Origin of the sequence: Rhizobium sp. CFBP 8752 (assembly GCF_014842035.1) — a bacterium.
Classification (GTDB): Bacteria; Pseudomonadota; Alphaproteobacteria; order Rhizobiales; family Rhizobiaceae; genus Neorhizobium; species Neorhizobium soli.
In genome coordinates this window covers 47,806-68,303 of the sequence record NZ_JACYUZ010000003.1, presented here as the reverse complement: position 1 = coordinate 68,303, position 20,498 = coordinate 47,806, and the positions used below count along the sequence as shown (strand labels likewise).

The window sequence follows — 20,498 nt, the reverse complement described above, 5'->3', positions numbered from 1 at the left end:
TCATGACCGACACAGTAAAAACGACCCGGCCGGTTCTGTCGGTCGAAAACCTGACGACCTCCTTCAAGACACCGGAAGGATGGAAGGCCGTCATCCGCAACATCAGCCTGTCCGTCGATGCCGGCGAGACGGTTGCGATCGTTGGCGAAAGCGGTTCTGGCAAAAGCGTGACGGCGCTCTCCACCATGCGGCTCCTGCCGCCGGGACGCTCGCGCACCGAGGGTAGAATATTGCTCGACGGCGAGGATCTGCTTAGCGCAAGCGAATCCGAAATGCGCAAAGTCCGCGGCGGGTCGATCGGCATGATCTTCCAGGAGCCGATGACCTCGCTCAACCCGGTCTTCACCATCGGCAACCAGATTGCCGAAGCGCTGGTCCTGCATCGCGGCCTGTCGTGGAGCCAAGCCGAGGCCGAAACCGTGCGGCTGATGGAGCGGGTGCGCATCCCCGCCGCCAAGGCGCGGCTGCACGAATATCCGCACAAGTTCTCCGGCGGCATGCGCCAGCGCGTGATGATTGCCATGGCGCTTGCCTGCCGCCCGAAACTGCTGATCGCCGACGAACCGACGACGGCCCTCGATGTGACGATCCAGGCCGAGATCCTCCACCTGCTACGCGAGTTGCAGCGCGAGGAAAACATGGGCGTGCTGTTCATCACCCACGACATGGGCGTGGTGGCCGAAATCGCTGACCGCACCGTCGTGATGTTCCGCGGCGACATGATAGAGACCGGTCCGACGACCGAGATCTTCGCAAGCCCGAAAGCGATCTACACGAAGTCGCTGCTCGCCTCGATCCCGCGTCTCGGCGCAATGGGCGCGTGCGTGGCGCCCAAGCGTTTCCCCGAAGTCGATCCCGCGACGGGCGTGGCGACCGAAGGCCGCGAAATGAAACCCGTTTCCCAGACCGTCGCACCGATCCTCAAGGTCGAAAATCTCGCCGTCCGCTTCGATCTGCCGAATGGCCGGGTCCATGCCGTGGAAGACGTATCCTTCGATCTGCGCCCCGGTGAAACACTGTCGCTGGTCGGCGAATCCGGTTGCGGCAAGTCGACGACCGGACGCGCAATCATCCGTCTGCTCAATCCCTCCGCCGGCTCGATCGTCATCGACGGCCAGGATGTGACCAAGGCCGGCACGCGCGATCTGCGAACCATGCGTCGCAATTCGCAGATGATCTTCCAGGATCCGTTTGCCTCGCTCAATCCGCGCATCACCGTCGGTTCGGCCATTGCCGAGCCCATCCTTGCGCACAAGATGATGGGCAAGCGCGACGCCAAGGCGCGTGTTTCAGAACTGCTGGAACAGGTCGGGCTTTCGGCGGCAATGGCCGATCGCCATCCGCATGAGTTTTCCGGCGGTCAGCGCCAGCGCATCTCGATCGCGCGTGCTCTGGCACTGGAGCCGAAATTCATCGTCGCCGACGAAGCCGTCTCGGCCCTCGACGTCACGGTCAAGGCGCAGGTCTCCAACCTTCTGCTCGAGCTTCAGGAAAAGCACGGTCTGGCCTATCTGTTCATCTCTCACGACATGGCCGTCGTGGAGCGCATGAGCCACCGGGTCGCTGTCATGTTCCTTGGAGAGATCGTGGAGATCGGGCCGCGTGCGGCGATTTTCGACAATCCGCAGCACACCTATACCCGCCGGCTGATTTCCGCCGTGCCGGTTCCCGACCCCTCACGCCGCGGTGAGACGCCGCCGCCACTGTCCGAAGAGATTAAGAGCCCCGTGAGGCCGCTCGATTACGTGGCGCCGAAGCGCACCTATCTCGAGGTCTCGCCGGGCCATTTCGTCCAGCAGGCGGCGTAAGCACCCTCGTGCCGGATACGGTCAGGCGATGATGTCGAAGTCTGCTGCGGTGATGTTGAGGCCCTTGTCGACGATGGCAAACAGCATCTGCCCGTATTTCCCGGTTCCATCGGCATCGTAGTAGAGACGGCCGGTCGCCTTGTCATAGATGATCCGGTCGGATGCATCGCTGGCCGCGGTGCCGCTTTGGAACGCGTCCGTTGCGAGATCCCCAACCACGCCGGCCTTTGTGAATATATCCGTGTCGAGCCAGATCGTGTCATCCGCGACGGAGAAATCCGTGATCGTATCCACATTGCCCTTCTTGTTCAGTCGCGTGTCGAACACGAAACTGTCCGCGCCTTCGCCGCCTGTCAGGCGATCGTTCGAAAGGCCGCCGGAAAGGACGTTCGAGCCCTGGTCGCCCGTCAGCACGTCGCGGTATTGCGACCCGATGAGGTTCTCGATCGAGGTATAGGTGTCGCCCTTGGCATTGTTTGTATTGCCCTGCGGCGCGGCGAGGCTGGCAACCACTGCGGTTGTGGCATTGGCGTAGGAGACGGTATCGGTTCCGGCGCCACCGTCCATCTTGTCGGCGCCGGCGCTGCTCATCAGCTTGTCGTCGCCCTTGCCGCCGGACATGATGTCTGCGTAACGCGATCCGTTCAGCACGTCGTTGCCGTCACCCCCAAGCTTGGGTTCATTGAAGGTCACGGACACTGTGATGTACGACGTCGGACCCGCCTTGATGCCGGTAAAGTCGATCGCGATCTTGTTGTAGTCGAACGAAACGTCCCGGCTGTCGAGGCCGGCAATATTGCTCTTGATCGAGACGCCGACGATCGGAGAAAGGTTGTTGTTGATATCGGTAAACACCGGCCCGTTGAAGTGCACAGCGCTGGCGGTGTCGCTTGAGGTCGGCTTGTAGCCAGAGGTCCACAAGGCATACTGGGTAAACTCGAAGCGGATCGAGTTGTCCTGCAGTTTCAGCTGGAACAGCGACTTTGTATTGACGGTAAGCGCGGCAACCGCGGTGGTGTCAACCACGCTGACGACGTCCTTGTCTAGGGACGGCGTAAGCCTGTTTGGGAACTGATACTCGTAGCCAAAGGGGTTGCCGTAAAAGCCCATGGGATGCTCCGCACGCTCTGAACAATCAGAAATAGCGGAGAATGCTTATTTAAGATTTAAACGATGTATTGGCCGCTGTTCCCGTTGTCGCGATCGCTCAAGGTTGGAAACACCTGTAACGCCGGCCTCACTCTCGCGTGATGAGGGAACTCCCTGTTGCGTCAATGTGTTGTCTCTCCATAACACGGAGAACTAATATGCATATTGTTACGAAGTTTCTGACTGCGTCGTCGCTTGCGGTGGCACTGGGCCTCACCTCGCTTGTCCCGGCGACTGCGGCACCCCTGCCGATGGTGAAGTCGCCTCAGGTATCCGATGTCGAACATGTCCAGTACCGTCGTGACATGCGCGAACGCCGGGAAATGCGTGATCGTCGCGGGTGGCACCAGGGCCACCGTGGATACCGTGATCGCCGTCCGGGCTATCGCCGCCATTCCGATGGTTTCTGGTATCCCCTCGCAGCATTCGGCGCTGGCGCAATCATCGGCGGTGCCGTGACAAGTCGCCCGGCCCGCGCAGGTACCCGTGCTCACGTCCAGTGGTGTGCCGACCGCTACCGCAGCTACCGTGCATCGGATAACAGCTACGTGCCACGTGCCGGCGTTCGCGCACAGTGCAACTCGCCTTACTGAGGGCGTCTAGCCTTTTGAGGTGATGAGGGGCAGCGCATTGAGCCGCTGCCCCCATTTTTGATCCAGGTTCCCTGTTGAATATCTGGATCGAGCTACCATATTTTGGCTACAACATTGTTTTCGTCGGCGACCACGGATGTACTGGCGCAGTGGCTGAGAGCAATGCAGGGAGGTCGGCGCGTGTATTCGCTCCGGCCTTTTTTATTGCCCTGATGGCAGCAGTTCCTTGAACCATCAGCAAATCGATATCTGCAGTAGTTCTTAAACAGAAAAATTCAATCTGCACGACGATTAAAATCTTACACTTTCTCAAAACGTGATATACAACGAATGCAGGTAAATTTCTCTCCATTCAACATGGAGACGTGCCATGAAACTGCATTCGATAGTCATAACTCTGGCGTTTTTCGCAGTTCCATCGGTAACGATGGCGGCTGGCCCTGTCGGCATTCTGCGGGATGTGAGAGGCTCAATGCAGCGCATCCAGGAAAATGGTTTTGCGCTTGCGCCTTACGCTTTTGCGAAATTCTGCCGTAGCAATCAGGAACAGTGCGCCGATACCGGCGGCGACGGCATCGTCGAACTGACTGAGGATCGCAAGGCGCAACTGCTTTCGGTGAATTCAGGCATCAATCGCACCGTCCGTCCCGTCAATGATGCCGACGGCTCCGACGAGTGGAGCATTGATGTGGCGTCAGGCGATTGCGAAGATTACGCGCTCACGAAGCGCAAACACCTCATCTCCCTTGGCTGGCCTTCCGGATCGCTGAGAATGGCTGTGGCAAGAACGCGGTCCGGAGAGGGACATGCGGTGCTGGTTGCAAAGACATCCGCCGGCGACCTGGTGCTGGACAACCGGTCCTCCGAAATCAAGCCGTGGAAGAAGACCGACCTGACCTGGATCATGATGCAGTCGCAGAACAGCCCGAGGATCTGGGTCAAGATCGGGGCATCCGACGACCGCCCGACCTTTGTTGCCAACCAATGGTAAACTAGGGTCGCACTCGTCAGGCACCGGCGCGCTGTCCTGATCGATCAGGTCGGACGCCCCGACGGTTACGATGATACCGTATCAGACCACCAACCTTCCCCAGGACCTCGAGACGGAGGCCAGCCTTCGAGACAGCCGTGCTTTAGGTCAGGCAGCAGTCGGCGCACGAACGCGCCGCGCCTTCCAGATCTCAAGAACTGGCCGGATACGATCGTGAAATACGAACGCGCATATCAATGCGTATGCCAGAGAGGCCGCAGCGCTAAATGATACAGCGACTGATAAGTGTTTGAGATCGAGCTGCCATAGCCATAGAAACCCGGTCAGGGTTGATACGATGGCAATCGCGACAATTGCCGGAAATGTTGTTTTGATCCCATCAAACGCGTTGATCTCACTGAATCGTTTCTGCACGGCAAAGAGAATAAACAACGCTGTCAGAGAGAATCTCAGGCTGAACATCGCTGCTGCCCAAAATATCCCGAAATATGCTCCGACTGCAATCATCACGACATCAGCAAGTGCCTGGTAGACATTGTTGAGGAACGCCAAGCTTGGGTGTCCTGTTGCAACCAGGAAGGTTTGCACGGGCACGACAACCGCAATGAACGGTAGAGCCACCAGCATCATTGTTATTGTCTCGGGCAGTTGTGGCCACCTGTCTCCAAAAAACATAAATGCGACATAGGGCGCTGAAAACGCGGAAGCGACAAAGGGTATCGCGGCAACAAGGCCTGTTACCGCGCATGACCGCCACATCGTGCTTATCATCCGGTCACGATCCTCACCCATCCTCGAAAAGATTGGCAGCAGGATGTTGTTGATCGGATTGAGAAACAGGCTTGATGCGAGATCAAGCACCGTGCGTGATAGCCGAAAAACACCCGTCGCTGTCGGTGTCGCGACCAAACCGACCACCACATCGGCAGAGCGCACGTTGATCTGCGTGACTGCCGACATTCCGATTACGGCGAACGAGAAATTCAGCGTCGACCGCATCGAGATCAGCGTCGGCATGGCCGTTGGCTTCCAGCGCGCCGCCACAACACTGACCATCGCCGCAACGATCGGCGTTATCACGACGACTGCAACGATGCTCCAGGCGCCGAACCCCGAAAACGCAAGCGCGCAGCAGACAATCCCGCCCACAAGCAACCCGGCCGACTTTCGGACCGCCAGTACCTTGTAGGCGAAATCTCGCGCGAGCAGTCCTTCCGGCACGACCGCGAGCGCTGAGACAAGGGGAGCGATCGACGTCACGGCAACCATGGCACTGAGGCCGGAGAAGGTTTCCAGGTGGCGGAGAAGGGCGCTCGCTATCAACAGTAGCGCCGAGCCGCAAAGGCCAAGCAGAAGGAAGAGACCGAAGACCGAATTGACGAAGTCATCGTCGAGCAATCGCCGCTGTATCACCACCTGGCTTCCGGACTGCAGGGTGGACGCGATGATCACGGCCGGCGCGGTTGAAAGCGCTGCGACACCAAACTCATGCGGCCCGAGCAAGGCTGCCGCAATCAGAAACACCACGGTCTGCGTCAGCCGCTCGACGAGCACCTGCGCAAGCGACCAGCTCGTACCCTTGATTGCCAGTTTCAAATAGGACATGTGAACCCGATCGGTGATATTTCGGTCGCGTCATGCGAATGGTCTAGGCTGTGGCCCGGTCGATCCGAGGTTCCACCTTAGGGAACGGGTCGATTTCACCGTCGATCAGGTCCTTCGCCAACTGGTTTGGAATGATCTTCGGAACGCCGCGCGGGATCGCCGGCCCGATCAGCAGGCAGGCAAGCCGCAGCAGGGCAAGCTTCGCCTCGCTCCACCTGTTGAGACATGGATAGAGCACCGTCTTTGCGACCTGCTTGAAGAGTTGCTTTGCATAGGCCTTGTGGAACCCTCTGGCGACCAGGGAGCTGCCGTTGCCAAGCGAGTAGTAGAACGTGCGCTGGACATCGAATTCGGAGTTCAACGGCAAAGGCGGATGGTCGATTTCCAGGCCGGCCAACCGCTTGCCCTTCAGGCCGGCATCGACCAAACGTGCCCCGAGATCGAAGCCCTCTCCCGATCCATGAATGGCGCCGATACCCAGCGTGGCATCGAACTGGAATTTTAAGAACGTCTTGCGGCGAAGCGTCAGCCCCGGTTCCCACATGTTGCCGATGATGGTTTGCCTGTTGATTTGGACATCGCTTTCGATCCGGCTTGCAGCCAGCCGCTTGCCGTTCGAGACGATGTTGCAGGTGACGAAATCGACCGCGCCGACATCGAGAATGGTTTTCACCCTGCGGTAGAAATCGCTCGCGGCCGGAAATGTGTCGTCATCCAGAAACGAGATGAGATCGGCCGTCGCGTGACAGGCGCCGACATTTCGGGAATGCGACGAGCTGAACACGCGCGAGAATATGGTTTTCACACCGTCGATGCCGATCGTTTCGGTCTCGTCGAACCCCTGCATCACGATGATGATTTCAAGCGCGATCGCCCTCTGCTCCTGCAATCGCCGCACCACTTCGCGCGTGCGCGCCAGACGACTGCTTTTCGATACGACTGGAATGATCACGGACACATCGTACATCGGGCCACCTACGAGCTTATTCTGGATTGGTTCAGATCGGCGACAACGGCTGAGAAAAAGCCCCAGGAACTGATGAAGTACCGTTTGAACAAGCGACGGGGCTCGGTGGCCACTCGCCAGAACCATTCCATTCCAACCAGACGGAAAACCTTTGGCGCTCGAGTCTTGGTGCCGGCTGTGAATTCGAGAGCCGCGCCGAAGCAGAAGGCGTAAAGGTGCCCAAGCGCGGATCTGTTCTGGTTCACCCAAATCTCGGATTTGGGCGCGCCGATACCCATGAACAGATGCGTTGTGCGGTTGTCGCGGATCGCGCTCAGCAGGTCGCGCGTATGAGAGGGTTGTTTTTCAAAACCAAACGGCGGTATCGCGTAGCCGAAGCCGGCCTCCGTGAAGCCACGTGCCGTCATCTGGACTGCCAGCCCGTCCGCCGTCGCCTGGCTTGAGCAGACGAAGAACGGCCGATGGTTCGTGTCTGTCAGGGCATCGAGCAGCTTGGGAAAGAGATCGGCGCCCGGTATCCGCTGCTTGACGGCCGCGCCGCACAGTTTCGCATAGAGAAAGACGGGCATGCCATCGATCGTGACTGACCACGCACTGTCGTAAGCACGTCTGAATTCAGCATTTTTGTACAGGTTGGAGACGTGATCCGTATTCGCAGTGACGACCAGTTTTACCCCGTCCGTCTCGGAAAGGGGAGAAATAGCCTGTTCTACGAGAGCGTCGTCGGAATATTCGTAAAATGATAAACCGAATATTTTATCTCTGGACCCAAGTCGGTCTTCGGTCATTGCATTTATCTCTTTAAGTGTGTGACGGCTAAAACTTGCTCTGCAATCGCTTTCCAGGAAAAATTCTGATCGACATGGGCGGTCTGCCACCGCAGGATTTCCGCCCGCTCCGCCTCGTCTGAAAGTTTGGTCAGCAGTGCCTTGGCCTGCTCGATATTGCCTGCCTCGAAGGTCTGGCTGGCGCCGATCACCATCGGAATGCCGCCCACATGCGAACCGACAGCCGGCGTCCCGCAATAGATTGCCTCGATGCAGACACGGCCGAACTGTTCCCGCCAGTTCTTCGTCGAGAGGCTCGGCAGAATGAAGAGATCGAGCGCGCTGTAAAATGTCCGCAGATCATCCTTTTGAAGACTGGGAAGAACCGCTACCCCTGCCGCAACGAGTGTATCGACCAGATAATCATCTGCGACCGGCCCGCAGGCGAGGATCGTGACCGGGAGTTCCTGTGCAAGCTGCGCCAGGATCTCTATCCCTTTCGGCTGCCAGATCCGCCCGGCATAGCCGAGAACGAGACCGCCCTTCTTGAATGCATCGGAGACCTGCGGATACTTTTGCGCAAGCGCAGAACGTGCCGCCGACTTATCGACGATCGAAAACGACGACTTTGAAACGCCGTTACCGATGGGGGTTGAGATCTTGCTCCGGGGAGCCCCCCGTCTGTGAAGGACATCGGCGACCTCATGGTTCTTGGGAATGATCTTGGTCGCTGTTTTATAGACGAACCGCTCGAGGACATTCCATCCGGAGAGGTTTCCCTTGAGATTGATGGCCGAGCTTTCGATGTACATCGGCCGCCCGAGACGCAGGTTGGCGCTTAGGAACGCGACAAGCGAGTGCGGTTCCTCATGAACGTAGAGAATGTCCGCCCGTCGCGCTTCCCGGTAGAAAGCGATGGTGCTCGGAATGAATGTCAGCCAGTGCGACGACAAGACGGAATTAAACAGCTTCACCGGGAAGCGGAATTTCTCAGGGTCGAACGTTTTGCCTTGAAAGGTTTTTGGCCCCATGACCGTGAGATTGGCGACCTTCGAAAGCTCGACAAATCGGTCATGGTAGTGCGAGTTTCCGGCTTCATGCCAGAGCATGGTCAACTGGTGCTCAGGCATGGGACCGTGCTCCGGTGCGTCTATGGGCCTGGATTTTCGAAAGCAGGTTGGCTGCGATAAAATCCCAGGAATACCGGGCTCTGTAGGCAAGATACGCGCTCTCAGTCGCTCGCGGAGCCGTCATGATCTCAGTCGCGATCTCGTCAGCGCGTGCGCCCGGCGAGACCAGCCGTCCCCATGGCGGAGAAACAGTCCGGTGGATGGCGATGTCGGACGCGACAATGCTGCAGCCCAGCGACCCTGCCTCGACGAGCGGCATATTGAACCCCTCGTCATGCGACAAGGACAGGAACGACCGGCAGTTTGCGTAAAGCCACCGCAACTGGCTGTCGGATATGTCCTTCATCCATCGGATGTTGCTCGTTGGGTCGTTGCTTGCCCGGTCGAGATCGGTGACAATATTCCCCCAACCGCTGCGCCCGACAACGACCGACACGACATTGTGCGGGTGAAGCGCTGCCGCGACGTCGATGATCTTCTCGTAGTTCTTTCGGGGCTCCACCGTCCCCACGCTCAGGACGAAGTCTTTGCCCCGCAGTTCCGCGATCTCGGACAGTTCGCCGTCGAACGGCAGCGCGGGGGCGTTGCCGATCTCGCTCACATCATGGGAGGGAAAGATCGGACGAAGCTTTGCCGCCGAGTAGCCGGTTGGCGCAAAGATGGCGCGGTATCGGGATGAAACGGCGCGCTCCACATCCCGAAACAGAAGGCGCCCCTTGATCGGCATCTCCTGTCCCCTTGTCCAGGGGAAGTCGTCGTGAATGATGCGATAGAGGGGCAGTCTGGATGATATGGAGAGCGGACTTGCCGGCATGCTCGGAAAGACGGCCGCATCGTAACTGGAAGATGCCAGTCTGAACGGCAAAGTGAGCCAGGCCATCAAAGGATGCTGGCAGAGGACCAGGTTGTCGTCGCTCGAAAAAAACGACGTCGACATGACATAGGCCGTGCTGCCAGGGCAAATTTTCCGGAATGCCTCGAATAGATTGATCCCGTAACGTTCGACACCGGTAATCTCCGGCTTGCGCGTGGCAAGCGTCAGATCGAATATCACTCGCATTCCCACTCCTGCTGTCGCCGGACACCCGCGCATGCCGTCCATCACCGCTGCTGATCAGTGAAATGTCGAGTAACACGACATCGAATCGTGGTTACAGCATGGATATGCTCTTGCTGAGTCCTCAATAAACAAAACTAATCGCTAGGTTAATCGTGTAATGGAATTAAATATGGGTGTTGTAGTGTGAATTCGCTGAGGTGTTGCACAAAAATCCGTAAGTTATTGATTGTTTAGTGCATCAATATTGTAATAAAATCTTTATTACAGGCGTCTTACATGAATGAATGCTCAAGAAGATATTTGTTGCTCGGCGCTGGCGCCTTGGCGGCGTCGGTTGTGTCGTCAGGTCCTTCCGTAGGTGCCCGAACGGGAACGTGCCCGCTGATCGGGGTTAACCTGGCCGGTGCTGAGTTCGAGATGATTGGCGGCCGTTGGAAGTGGCCTCACCTGGAGAACCTGAATTATTACCTCTCGCTGGGCGTGAAAGTGTTTCGGATCCCCTTCAAGTGGAACCGCCTGCAGCCCGATATTGCAAAACCGCTTGAGCCGGCGGCACTTGAGGGCCTCGATCGTCTGGTCGGCCGGGCAGTGGGCGAGGGTGCGGTTGTCCTCCTGGATATGCATGACTACGGAAGGCGCGATAAGATCGTCATCGGAGACGGCACGTCCGCGGCAACGCTCGAAAGCTATGCGTCCTTCTGGGGCGAGCTGGCACAGCGTTACGGGAAAAACAGCCTTGTCTGGTACGGGCTGATGAACGAACCGCATGACCAGGATCCCATTCCCAACCTCAACACCCAGAACGCCGCATGCGCCGAAATCAGGCGGCGTGGCGGCACTGGGACTGTCTTATTTTCCGGCATCGCCTGGACGGGCGCCCATTCCTGGACGAAGACCTCGAACGGCACCGTGATGTTGCAAGCGTTCGATCCTGCAGACAATTACGGCTTCGACATGCACCAGTATCTCGACAAGGGTTTTGGAGGCTCCAACCCGATCGCCACCGAAGGCATCGGAAAACGGATACTGTCGAGCGCCGTGGACTGGGCGACCCAACATCGAAAACGCATCTTCATCGGCGAATTCGCCACCGGCCGAACCGAAGCCTCACTGCGGGAACTGCGCGACCTGCTCGACGTCATGATGGCCCACCCCGATATCTTCCTCGGCGCCACCTACTGGGCCGGCGGCGGCGTCTGGGGCAACACCAACCAGCAAACTGTTGATCCCCCGCGCGACAGGCCGGATATCATGAGTGAGCAGATGAAGCTGCTGCTGCCGTATGTTGGGTGTCGTGGCTAGGCGGGGAGGGGGAGGTGGCCTTCTACGACTTCAGGTTCTCCGGCGAACCAAAGTGGTCGCACGCGAAATCGACAATGAAACGGCTGGTAGTTTGCGCACGCGACGAAGCGAAACTTCGCGTCGCGCTAGGTCGTACGACTGTCCGAAAATTACTGGCAGACTAATTATAATGGATGGAAGGAAAAATGGTGCTGCTAGAGAGATTTGAACTCTCGGCCTCTCCCTTACCAAGGGAGTGCTCTACCCCTGAGCTATAGCAGCATCTGCGGACGTTCGGGTTCGTGTCGTCAGCGAGGGGGCTATTGCCATAGGTTCGGGGCAAGTGCAAGCAGCAAAATCTAACTTCTTGGAGAACCATCCGGGAAAACGCCCGGGGTGCTTTCGTGTGTCGGGCTTTTTCTTTAAGGAGAAGCCATGTCGAAAAAACCAGAAACCTTGGATAGCCAGGCGCAGGCTGCACCCATGAGCGAAGCCGAGCGGCGTGAGCTGGATCGCAAGCAGCGGGCGGCTGCGAAATTGCGGGAAAACCTGATGCGGCGAAAAGGTCAGTCGCGCGCGCGGCGCGCCGGCGAGGCGGACGAGACGCAAGGGTTGCCGGCGTCTTCGCCCTCTGCCGCAAAAACGGACGAATCATCATAGTCTTTGCAGTGCATAAACGGGTTGTGGCACGATTTGCTCTCATCCGCAGTTTTCATCACGGATTGAAGCGGGGCAAGGTTTGGTCTAGAGACGCAAACCCGGCCGCTTGAGAGAAAGAGTTACCACACCATGGATCGCATCAGAATTTCCGGCGGCAACGAGCTTCACGGCACGATCCCGATCTCGGGCGCCAAGAACGCCGCGCTGCCGCTGATGATTGCGTCGCTTCTGACCAGCGATACGCTGACGCTCGAAAACGTGCCGCATCTGGCCGATGTCGAGCAGCTCTTGCGCATTCTCGGCAATCATGGCGTCGATGTCTCCGTCAACGGTCGCCGCGAAAGCCAGGCCGAAAGCTATTCGCGCACGATCAATTTCACCTGCCGCACCATCGTCGATACGACCGCTCCTTACGAGCTGGTCTCCAAGATGCGCGCCTCGTTCTGGGTGATCGGCCCGCTGCTTGCGCGTGAAGGCAAGGCCCGCGTGTCGCTGCCGGGCGGTTGCGCCATCGGCACGCGCCCGGTCGATCTGTTCCTTGACGGCCTGCAGGCGCTCGGCGCCATCCTCGAGGTCGATGCCGGCTATATCAACGCGTCGGCCCCCAAGGGTGGCCTTGTCGGCGCACATTACACTTTCCCCAAGGTTTCGGTCGGCGCCACGCACGTCATGCTGATGGCGGCAACCCTTGCCCGCGGCACCACCGTCATCGACAACGCCGCCCGCGAACCGGAAGTGGTCGATCTCGCAAAATGCCTGACGGCCATGGGCGCCAAGATCAGTGGCGCCGGCACGCGCACCATCACCATCGAAGGCGTTGCCTCGCTGTCGGGCGCCCGTCACCGCGTCCTGCCGGACCGGATCGAGACCGGCACCTATGCGATGGCGGTTGCCATGACCGGCGGCGATGTGGTGCTCGAAGGCACGCAGGCCTCGCTGCTTGAAAATGCGCTCGATACGCTGCGGCTTGCCGGTGCCGAGATCACCGAAACCGAAAGCGGTCTGCGTGTCGTCAGGAACGGCAACAGGATCCAGCCGGTCGATATCGTCACCGAGCCCTTCCCGGGCTTCCCGACGGACCTGCAGGCACAGTTCATGGCGCTGATGACCATGTCGTCGGGCGTTTCGCACGTCACCGAAACCATCTTCGAAAACCGCTTCATGCACGTGCAGGAACTCGCCCGTCTCGGTGCGCGCATTTCGCTGTCGGGGCAGATGGCGCGTATCGAAGGCGTTTCGCAGCTGAAGGGTGCGCCAGTGATGGCAACAGACCTTCGCGCATCGGTGTCGCTCGTCATTGCCGGCCTTGCGGCCGAAGGCGAAACGATCGTCAGCCGCGTCTACCATCTCGATCGTGGTTTCGAGCGTCTTGAAGAAAAGCTGACACGCTGCGGCGCCATCGTCGAACGCGTCAGCGACTGAGCAATATGGCCTGAAGAGGCCGCATGTTTCGAGGGATGAGGGGCGGCCAGGGGGATACCTTGCCGTCCCTTTTTTCATGCCTATGTCAGGTATTGTCATCCAACACGCCCCGCCTCATTTTCATGATCCGGCTTTTCCATCGGAGATATTTTTATGACTGATGCATCTTCCAACGTCTGGTTCATCACCGGCTGCTCCTCCGGCTTCGGCCTGGAACTCGCCAAGCTGACAATTGCAAAGGGCTTTCCGACCGTCGTCACGGCCCGCGACAAGGCAAGGCTTGCCGATCTCATCGCCGGCCACGACAATGCGCTCGCCGTTGATCTCGACGTGACCGACGAAGGCCAGATCGCAGCTGCTGTCAGCGCTGCCGAGGAAAAGTTCGGGCGCATCGACGTCCTCGTCAACAATGCCGGTTACGGCTACCAGGCCTCGATCGAGGAAGGCGAGGAAGACGAGATCCGGGGCATGTTCGATGCCAATGTCTTCGGCCTTTTCGCCATGACGCGGGCGGTGCTGCCCGGCATGCGCGCCCGCCGCAAGGGCCACATCCTCAACGTCACCTCCCAGGCCGGCTTTATCGGCTTCCCGGGCTCCGGTTATTATGCGGCAAGCAAGCACGCCGTTGAAGGCTTTTCCGATGCGCTGTCCGCCGAAGTTGCAGCGCTTGGCATCAAGGTCACTTGCGTCGCACCGGGTCCGTTCCGGACGGATTGGGCCGGCCGTTCGCTGAAACAGACGCCTGTCAAGATCGACGAGTATCAGGATACCGCAGGCGCCCGTCTGTCGCAGACGGCAGGCTATAGCGGCCAGCAGCCGGGCGATCCTGTCCGTGCCGGCGAAGCCATGATCAAGGTCGTCGAGGCGTCCAACCCTCCGCGCCATCTCGTGCTCGGCGAAATTGCCTATACCGGCATCACCGCCAAGCTTTCGGAACGCCGCGACGAGATCGTTGCCTGGAAGGACACGACGCTCTCTGCCGACTTCCCGAAATAGTTGCTTCTTGCCATGCGCCATCCTATCTCCAGACCATCAAACAACGGGGCCCACATCGCGGCCCAGGAACGGAATGGACGCGCATGACCGAGCTCAAGCTTCTGGCTCTCGATACCGACGATCTGGGGATCGTGTCTGCCCATATGCAGGATGCGGTCTTCAAGCTGTCCGACGTGCAGTGGTCGGCGTCGGAAAAGATATTCTCGCTGGCTGCCAACAGGTTTGATTGGGAAAAGGCCGGCGAGAAGAAAAAGGGGTTCGAGCGGCACCGTGCAGCGCTCGTCCTCAAGCGCGTGGAAGCAGTCCGTTCGACCGGTATCGACCGCAACCGCAAGGATGATGTCCTGTCGCTTCTCGCCGTGCGCTTCATGGCCAAGGGCGAGGGGCCTGATGGCACCGTGGAACTGATGCTTTCCGGCGGCGGCACCATTGCTCTCGATGTCGAATGCATCGAAGTTGCTCTTGCAGATATCGGCGGCGCATGGGAAACCGCAACGAGGCCGCGCCATCCTTGACCGGCCTTGTGATCATGGCATGGAACGGGAAGGAATATCCGCTTGGCACTCTGGCTTGAGCAGACAGCACCGGACTTCGAGACACGCTTTTCCGCTTTTCTTTCGACCAAGCGGGAAGTCTCCGAGGATGTGAACGCCGTCGTGCACGCCATCATCGATGACGTGCGCGCCCGCGGCGACGCGGCACTTGTCGACTATTCAAAACGCTTCGACGGCATCGATCTTGCAGCGACCGGCATCCGCGTGACCGATGAGGAGGTCGACAAGGCCTTCGCCGAAACGGACCGCAAGGTGATCGACGCGCTGAAGTTCGCAGCCGAGCGGATCGAAAAGCATCATGCCCGCCAGATGCCGAAGGACGATATCTACGAAGACGCGATCGGCGTCGGCCTCGGCTCCCGCTGGACAGCGATCGAAGCCGTCGGTCTCTACGTACCGGGCGGCACGGCATCCTATCCAAGCTCCGTGCTGATGAATGCGGTGCCGGCAAAGGTTGCCGGCGTGCCGCGCGTCGTCATGGTCGTGCCGGCCGGTGGCGGCAGCATCAACCCGGCCGTCCTTGCCGCGGCGCGCATCTCGGGCGTTACGGAAATCTACCGCGTCGGCGGTGCGCAGGCCGTGGCAGCGCTTGCCTATGGTACCGATACGATTGCGCCGGTCGCCAAGATCGTCGGTCCCGGCAACGCTTATGTGGCGGCCGCCAAGCGCCAGGTCTTCGGCATCGTCGGCATCGACATGATCGCCGGCCCATCCGAAGTGCTGATCCTGGCCGACAAGGACAACGACCCCGACTGGATCGCCGCCGACCTTCTGGCGCAGGCCGAACACGATGCCGGTGCCCAGTCGATCCTGATCACCGACGATGCCGCATTCGGAAAATCGGTCGAGGCAGCCGTCGAGCGACAATTGAAGACACTGTCGCGCGCAGAAACGGCCGCCGCGAGCTGGCGCGATTTCGGCGCTGTAATCCTGGTCGAGAATTTCGAAGCCGCGTTGCCGCTGGCAAACCGCATTGCCGCCGAACATCTGGAATTGGCCGTTGCCGATCCGGACCGGCTCATGGCCGGCATCCGCAATGCCGGCGCCATCTTCATCGGTCGCCACACGCCTGAAGTCATCGGCGATTATGTCGGCGGCTCCAACCACGTTCTGCCGACGGCACGCTCGGCACGCTTTTCGTCCGGCCTCGGTGTGCTCGATTTCGTCAAGCGCACCTCGATCCTCAGGCTCGGACCCGATCAGCTGCGGCAACTGGCGCCGGCCGCCATCACGCTCGCCCATTCGGAAGGGCTCGATGCACACGCCCGTTCGGTCGCCATCCGCATGAACGCCCATCCTCCGCAAGACGAGGGCTAGGGATGGGACAAGGGCACTTCCGGCTCTCGGATGTCGTCCTCGACGACTCGATCGGGCGCTCGACGCCCGATGTCGAACATGAGCGGGCAGTTGCCATCTTCGACCTTGTCGAGGAAAACGCCTTCGAGCCGGTCGGCCATGCAGGCGGCCCCTACACGTTGAAGCTTTCGCTGGTCGAGGCAAAGCTGATGCTCACCATCACTGGCGAAGCGGGCGAGGGGGTTGCGGTCCACATCCTGTCGCTGACGCCATTCCGGCGGATCATCAAGGATTACTTCATGATCTGCGAAAGCTATTACGAGGCGATCAAGACCTCCACGCCATCGCGCATCGAGGCGATCGACATGGGCCGCCGCGGCATTCACAACGAGGGCTCGCAAACCCTGATGGACCGGCTGGACGGCAAGATCCGCCTCGACTTCGATACCGCGAGACGGCTGTTCACGCTGGTCTGCGTCCTCTACTGGCGCGGCTGACGACCATGGCGGCGGAAGACGAACCGACCAGAAAGCAGACGATCGGTATTCCGACCGCGATCCTCTTCATGTGCGGTTTCAACTCCATCCGTTCGCCGATGGCGGAGGCCATTGCAAAAAGCCTGCTGCAGCCCGATATCTACATCCAGTCGGCGGGTGTCCGTTCCGGCGAGCACGATCCCTTCGTCGATGTCGTTCTGGAAGAGGTGGGCCTTTCGCTCAACCGCAACCGGCAGCACAAGCCGCGGACGATGGATGACCTTGAGGATGATTTCTTCGATTTGATCGTGACGCTGACGCCGGAGGCCCATCACGCGGCGCTGGAACTCACCCGTTCGAACGCCGTCGATGTGGTCTATTGGCCGACCATGGATCCGACGGCTGCGACCGGCACGCGCGAGCAGGTTCTCGACGCTTATCGCGAGGTGCGAGAGCATCTGTGGAAGCTGATTGACCGACGGATGAGGCCCATTCGCAGGCCACCTCCGGCAGGCGATTGACGGTCTTCAAGAATCGCTGTCAAGCGAGGTTCACAAACCGGACGCGATTGTGTAGTTTCCGCGCAAATTTCGAGGCGGCTGATCAGATTTCGGCCTGCCCGACCTTCAACACAGAAAGAAAACCAATACATGGCTAAAGAAGAAGTTCTTGAATTCCCGGGCATTGTCGTCGAACTGTTGCCGAACGCGACCTTTCGCGTGAAGCTCGAGAACGAACACGAAATCATCGCCCACACCGCGGGCCGCATGCGCAAGAACCGTATCCGCGTTCTGGCAGGCGATAAGGTTCTTGTCGAAATGACCCCTTACGACCTGACCAAGGGTCGCATCACCTACCGCTTCAAGTAAGAATTTCTCGCGGCAAAGACGGGTCCCCATGGCGATCGAACAAAAGCTCATCCTGGCCTCAGGCTCGCCGCGTCGTCTCGATCTTCTCAATCAGGTCGGCATCGAACCGGCCCGGCTGATGCCGATGGATATTGACGAGACACCTAAGCGGGTGGAGCATCCGCGTTCGCTTGCGCGTCGTCTTTCGACGGAAAAGGCGGAAGCCGCCTTCGCTGCCGTCAAAGACGATCCTGCCTGGCGCCACAGCTATATCCTGTCAGCCGACACGGTCGTCGCCGTCGGGCGCCGCATTCTGGAAAAGACTGAGTATACGCAGGACGCCAGTGCCGCCCTGCATCTTCTGTCGGGCCGCGGCCACTGGGTCTATACCGGCATCTGTCTTGTCACGCCGGGCGGCCAGTTCCGCCAAAAGGTGGTTGAGACCAAGGTGCGCTTCAAGCGACTGTCGACCCGCGAGATCGAGAACTATATCGCATCGGGCCAGTGGCGGGGAAAAGCCGGGGCTTACGCTATCCAGGGCATCGCCGGCGCCTTCGTGCAGAAACTCGTCGGTTCCTATTCCAACGTCGTCGGCCTGCCGCTTCATGAAGTGACGGGTCTGCTGGCTGGCGAAGGTTTTGACGTCGCCGGCGCATGGCCGCAAGGCTGAAGACCTAAGAAGGAGGCCTGATATGGCTGAAACTTCAAACAAGGACATCACGACAGGCGGCAAGGTGGAGCCTTTGCGCAAGGCAAGGCCCTGTCCCGAATGCAGCCGCCCTTCCGCGCGCGAACACTATCCCTTCTGCTCGGACCGCTGCCGCAATCTGGATCTCTCCCGCTGGCTGCAGGGCAGCTACGCCATCCCCGTGGCCGACGATGAAAGCAAAGCCGACAACTACGAGGACTAGATCCTCGTCCGGTTCGGCCTTTGATTTCGCTCATGAAATCAGGTTTTTCACAAACCTTTCAAAAAAGTCGTCCGGGGTGCTGGACATGGCCGAACAAGATGTTATAACCCCGCTCGCTTCCCGGGGATACAAACCCCGGCCGGTCAACCAAGGACCGGAACGGCTTGCATAAAGCCCGGATGCCCGGATAGCTCAGTTGGTAGAGCAGCGGATTGAAAATCCGCGTGTCGGTGGTTCAAATCCGCCTCCGGGCACCATTTTTTATCGAGAAAATGCCTGTGTTGATCGAGTCCAGTTGAAGTCGATTTTTCTCGTCTTTGCAGATCCGGGCATCTCTACCACTCACCTGTTGTTCGTCAAAAACGCGACTCCACAAGGATCGGCCGACTTCTTTGGTGAGCGGCCTCCCGTTCCCCACCACTGGCCACGAGACCGGGCGCCGCAAAAACACGTTTCGTTAACAATTTCAATTAGCTACTTTAGTAACAAACATTTGAAACGGTGGGAGCTGATCGAATGCTCTGATCGAAATGCAGCATGATGCCGCTATAAAAACTAAAAGGCAGATTGCGGTTTATGCTTGCAAAATTGAGGTCTATTTTTTCCTGCACCCGGGGCAATTTCGGCGTGCTCACCGGCCTTATCATGGTTCCTTTGATCGGTAGTGTCGGATTGGCAATCGATTTCGGACGCGCCCTGGAGGCAAAATCCTATCTCGATGCCGCTGCGGATGCTGCGGTACTTGCTGCTGTCTCCGAAAAATCCGCAGCGGTCGCAAAAGCCATGAAAATGGCCGAGGACGGTACTGTCGCCATCGCGGACACCGAAGCCAAGAAAATCTTCAAATCTCAGTTGTCGGCCAGATATGGGGACAACATGGAAGGTTTGTCGAGCCTGCTGATCGACGTCAAGCTGGAGCTGGTAAAGTCCGACGGTGTCGTCACATCGAGACTGAAATACGCCGCCACTCTACCCACGACCTTTACGCGAATCCTCGGCAATGACGAGATGGCGATTTCGGGGCAAGCGACCGCAGCCTACCTGATACCGAGTTTTCTGGATTTCTACATGCTGCTGGACAACACGCCATCGATGGGGGTCGGCGCGACTGCCGACGACGTGGCGAAACTGGAAGCTGCAACGAAGAATGGATCGGATGGGAAAGGCAAGGACGCCAACTGCGCTTTTGCATGCCACATCGTTTCGACGAGCGGTGTCGCCGACAAAAACAGCTATTACTATCTCGCCAAAGAAGTTGGCGCGACCATCCGCATCGACGTTGTCGCGGAGGCGGTCTCCGCGCTCATGACAACGGCGCAGGAGACTCAGACCGTTTCAGGCCAATTCAAGATCGGTGCCTATACGTTCGGACAAACCTCTGCCGATGCCCAGTTATACACCGTTTCCGAGCCGACGAGCAATTTCACCTCAGTGGCAAAGGCCACGAAGATGATTGAGCTGATGAGCGTTCCGAGCCATTCGTCGCCGAACGGGCAGACCGACTACAATGAAATACTGTCCAAGATCGGCCAAAAGATCAAAACCGTCGGTGACGGGAGCAGTTCGGCGGATAGACAGCCAATCGTTTTCCTTGTCGCGGACGGCGTTGGAGACGCATACCGTTCCGATTGTACAAAGAAGCTCTCATCATCCAACGGCGATCGCTGCATGGAGCCGTTGAATGCCAGTCATTGCAACGCCCTGAAGGCGCGCGGAATAAAGGTCGCAGTCCTGTACACGACCTATTTGCCTCTGCCCAAAGACGGTTTCTACAAGAAGTGGATCGCACCCTTTCAGAAGGAAATTCCAACGCAGATGCAATCTTGCGCCACGGAAGGCTACTATTTCGAGGTCAGTCCGACCGATGGCATAAGCGAGGCAATGGATGTCTTGTTTCGCAAGATCGTGGGTCGTGTTCGGCTGACAAGCTGACGCGCCTGATCATTGCGATCTCGGTCCGGTTCACTCCTGGCCTAACCCGCCC

At 58.9% G+C, this 20,498-nt stretch carries 21 protein-coding genes and 2 tRNA genes; 16 read left to right on the top strand and 7 right to left on the bottom strand.

Features of this window, described 5'->3' with window-relative positions:
• Positions 1–2 precede the first annotated feature (2 nt).
• The gene (locus tag IFT59_RS16300) at positions 3–1,808 is read left to right on the top strand and encodes an ABC transporter ATP-binding protein (protein WP_192087551.1); all 1,806 of its coding nucleotides are present in this window, start codon (positions 3–5) and stop codon (positions 1,806–1,808) included.
• Between the two features lie 21 nt (positions 1,809–1,829).
• Here the strand turns inward: IFT59_RS16300 and IFT59_RS16295 are convergent, their stop codons facing one another.
• Complete coding sequence (locus IFT59_RS16295) at positions 1,830–2,834, bottom strand: calcium-binding protein (protein ID WP_192087550.1); 1,005 nt, start codon at positions 2,832–2,834, stop codon at positions 1,830–1,832.
• A gap of 281 nt (positions 2,835–3,115) precedes the next feature.
• Between IFT59_RS16295 and IFT59_RS16290 the strand changes: the two genes are divergently transcribed.
• Entirely contained in the window at positions 3,116–3,550 is a 435-nt protein-coding gene (locus tag IFT59_RS16290) for a BA14K family protein (RefSeq protein ID WP_062453869.1), read from the top strand.
• Positions 3,551–3,920: 370 nt separating this feature from the next.
• Entirely contained in the window at positions 3,921–4,541 is a 621-nt protein-coding gene (locus tag IFT59_RS16285; RefSeq protein WP_249407636.1) for a transglutaminase-like cysteine peptidase, read from the top strand.
• A 147-nt stretch (positions 4,542–4,688) separates the two neighbouring features.
• Here the strand turns inward: IFT59_RS16285 and IFT59_RS16280 are convergent, their stop codons facing one another.
• From IFT59_RS16280 to IFT59_RS16260, 5 genes are read right to left on the bottom strand one after another with little or no spacing between them, the layout of a single operon-like run.
• Entirely contained in the window at positions 4,689–6,146 is a 1,458-nt protein-coding gene (locus IFT59_RS16280; RefSeq protein ID WP_192087549.1) for an oligosaccharide flippase family protein, read from the bottom strand.
• A 43-nt stretch (positions 6,147–6,189) separates the two neighbouring features.
• A complete protein-coding gene (locus IFT59_RS16275) occupies positions 6,190–7,113 on the bottom strand; it encodes a glycosyltransferase (RefSeq protein ID WP_162734834.1) in 924 nt (307 codons plus the stop codon).
• Between the two features lie 8 nt (positions 7,114–7,121).
• Entirely contained in the window at positions 7,122–7,901 is a 780-nt protein-coding gene (locus IFT59_RS16270) for a WecB/TagA/CpsF family glycosyltransferase (RefSeq protein ID WP_192087548.1), read from the bottom strand.
• 5 nt (positions 7,902–7,906) lie between these two features.
• The gene (locus tag IFT59_RS16265; RefSeq protein WP_192087547.1) at positions 7,907–9,010 is read right to left on the bottom strand and encodes a glycosyltransferase family 4 protein; all 1,104 of its coding nucleotides are present in this window, start codon (positions 9,008–9,010) and stop codon (positions 7,907–7,909) included.
• Positions 9,003–10,070 carry a glycosyltransferase gene (locus IFT59_RS16260; RefSeq protein ID WP_192087546.1) on the bottom strand — a complete coding sequence of 356 codons (1,068 nt, stop codon included), beginning with the start codon at positions 10,068–10,070 and terminating at the stop codon, positions 9,003–9,005. Before IFT59_RS16260 ends, IFT59_RS16265 begins: the two co-directional genes overlap by 8 nt.
• 417 nt (positions 10,071–10,487) lie before the next feature.
• Between IFT59_RS16260 and IFT59_RS16255 the strand changes: the two genes are divergently transcribed.
• Positions 10,488–11,372, top strand: a complete 885-nt coding sequence (locus IFT59_RS16255; RefSeq protein ID WP_192087545.1) for a glycoside hydrolase family 5 protein — start codon at positions 10,488–10,490, stop codon at positions 11,370–11,372.
• 186 nt (positions 11,373–11,558) lie between these two features.
• Here IFT59_RS16255 and IFT59_RS16250 read toward each other — a convergent pair.
• A tRNA-Thr gene (locus IFT59_RS16250) sits at positions 11,559–11,633 on the bottom strand.
• Between the two features lie 153 nt (positions 11,634–11,786).
• Here IFT59_RS16250 and IFT59_RS16245 point away from each other — a divergent pair.
• The 12 genes from IFT59_RS16245 (at position 11,787) to IFT59_RS16190 (ending at position 20,446) form a co-directional block, all read left to right on the top strand.
• Entirely contained in the window at positions 11,787–12,011 is a 225-nt protein-coding gene (locus IFT59_RS16245; protein WP_192087544.1) for a hypothetical protein, read from the top strand.
• A gap of 129 nt (positions 12,012–12,140) precedes the next feature.
• Positions 12,141–13,433, top strand: coding sequence for a UDP-N-acetylglucosamine 1-carboxyvinyltransferase (gene murA / locus IFT59_RS16240; RefSeq protein WP_192087543.1), 1,293 nt, complete (start codon positions 12,141–12,143; stop codon positions 13,431–13,433).
• 153 nt (positions 13,434–13,586) lie between these two features.
• Positions 13,587–14,429: an oxidoreductase gene (locus IFT59_RS16235; protein WP_192087542.1), complete on the top strand. Its 843-nt coding sequence runs from the start codon at positions 13,587–13,589 to the stop codon at positions 14,427–14,429.
• Positions 14,430–14,512: 83 nt separating this feature from the next.
• Complete coding sequence (locus tag IFT59_RS16230) at positions 14,513–14,944, top strand: DUF2948 family protein (protein ID WP_174195606.1); 432 nt, start codon at positions 14,513–14,515, stop codon at positions 14,942–14,944.
• A 42-nt stretch (positions 14,945–14,986) separates the two neighbouring features.
• The gene (gene hisD, locus IFT59_RS16225) at positions 14,987–16,300 is read left to right on the top strand and encodes a histidinol dehydrogenase (RefSeq protein WP_192087541.1); all 1,314 of its coding nucleotides are present in this window, start codon (positions 14,987–14,989) and stop codon (positions 16,298–16,300) included.
• Positions 16,301–16,302: 2 nt separating this feature from the next.
• The gene (locus tag IFT59_RS16220; protein WP_184654088.1) at positions 16,303–16,776 is read left to right on the top strand and encodes a UPF0262 family protein; all 474 of its coding nucleotides are present in this window, start codon (positions 16,303–16,305) and stop codon (positions 16,774–16,776) included.
• 5 nt (positions 16,777–16,781) lie between these two features.
• Positions 16,782–17,276 carry an arsenate-mycothiol transferase ArsC gene (locus IFT59_RS16215; protein WP_244508870.1) on the top strand — a complete coding sequence of 165 codons (495 nt, stop codon included), beginning with the start codon at positions 16,782–16,784 and terminating at the stop codon, positions 17,274–17,276.
• A gap of 129 nt (positions 17,277–17,405) precedes the next feature.
• Entirely contained in the window at positions 17,406–17,624 is a 219-nt protein-coding gene (gene infA / locus IFT59_RS16210; RefSeq protein WP_062453856.1) for a translation initiation factor IF-1, read from the top strand.
• Between the two features lie 28 nt (positions 17,625–17,652).
• Complete coding sequence (locus tag IFT59_RS16205) at positions 17,653–18,273, top strand: Maf-like protein (protein WP_113109473.1); 621 nt, start codon at positions 17,653–17,655, stop codon at positions 18,271–18,273.
• 22 nt (positions 18,274–18,295) lie between these two features.
• The gene (gene yacG, locus IFT59_RS16200; protein ID WP_062579059.1) at positions 18,296–18,514 is read left to right on the top strand and encodes a DNA gyrase inhibitor YacG; all 219 of its coding nucleotides are present in this window, start codon (positions 18,296–18,298) and stop codon (positions 18,512–18,514) included.
• A gap of 181 nt (positions 18,515–18,695) precedes the next feature.
• Positions 18,696–18,771, top strand: a tRNA-Phe gene (locus IFT59_RS16195).
• Between the two features lie 319 nt (positions 18,772–19,090).
• The gene (locus IFT59_RS16190) at positions 19,091–20,446 is read left to right on the top strand and encodes a pilus assembly protein TadG-related protein (RefSeq protein ID WP_062453853.1); all 1,356 of its coding nucleotides are present in this window, start codon (positions 19,091–19,093) and stop codon (positions 20,444–20,446) included.
• The last annotated feature ends 52 nt before the right edge of the window (positions 20,447–20,498 follow it).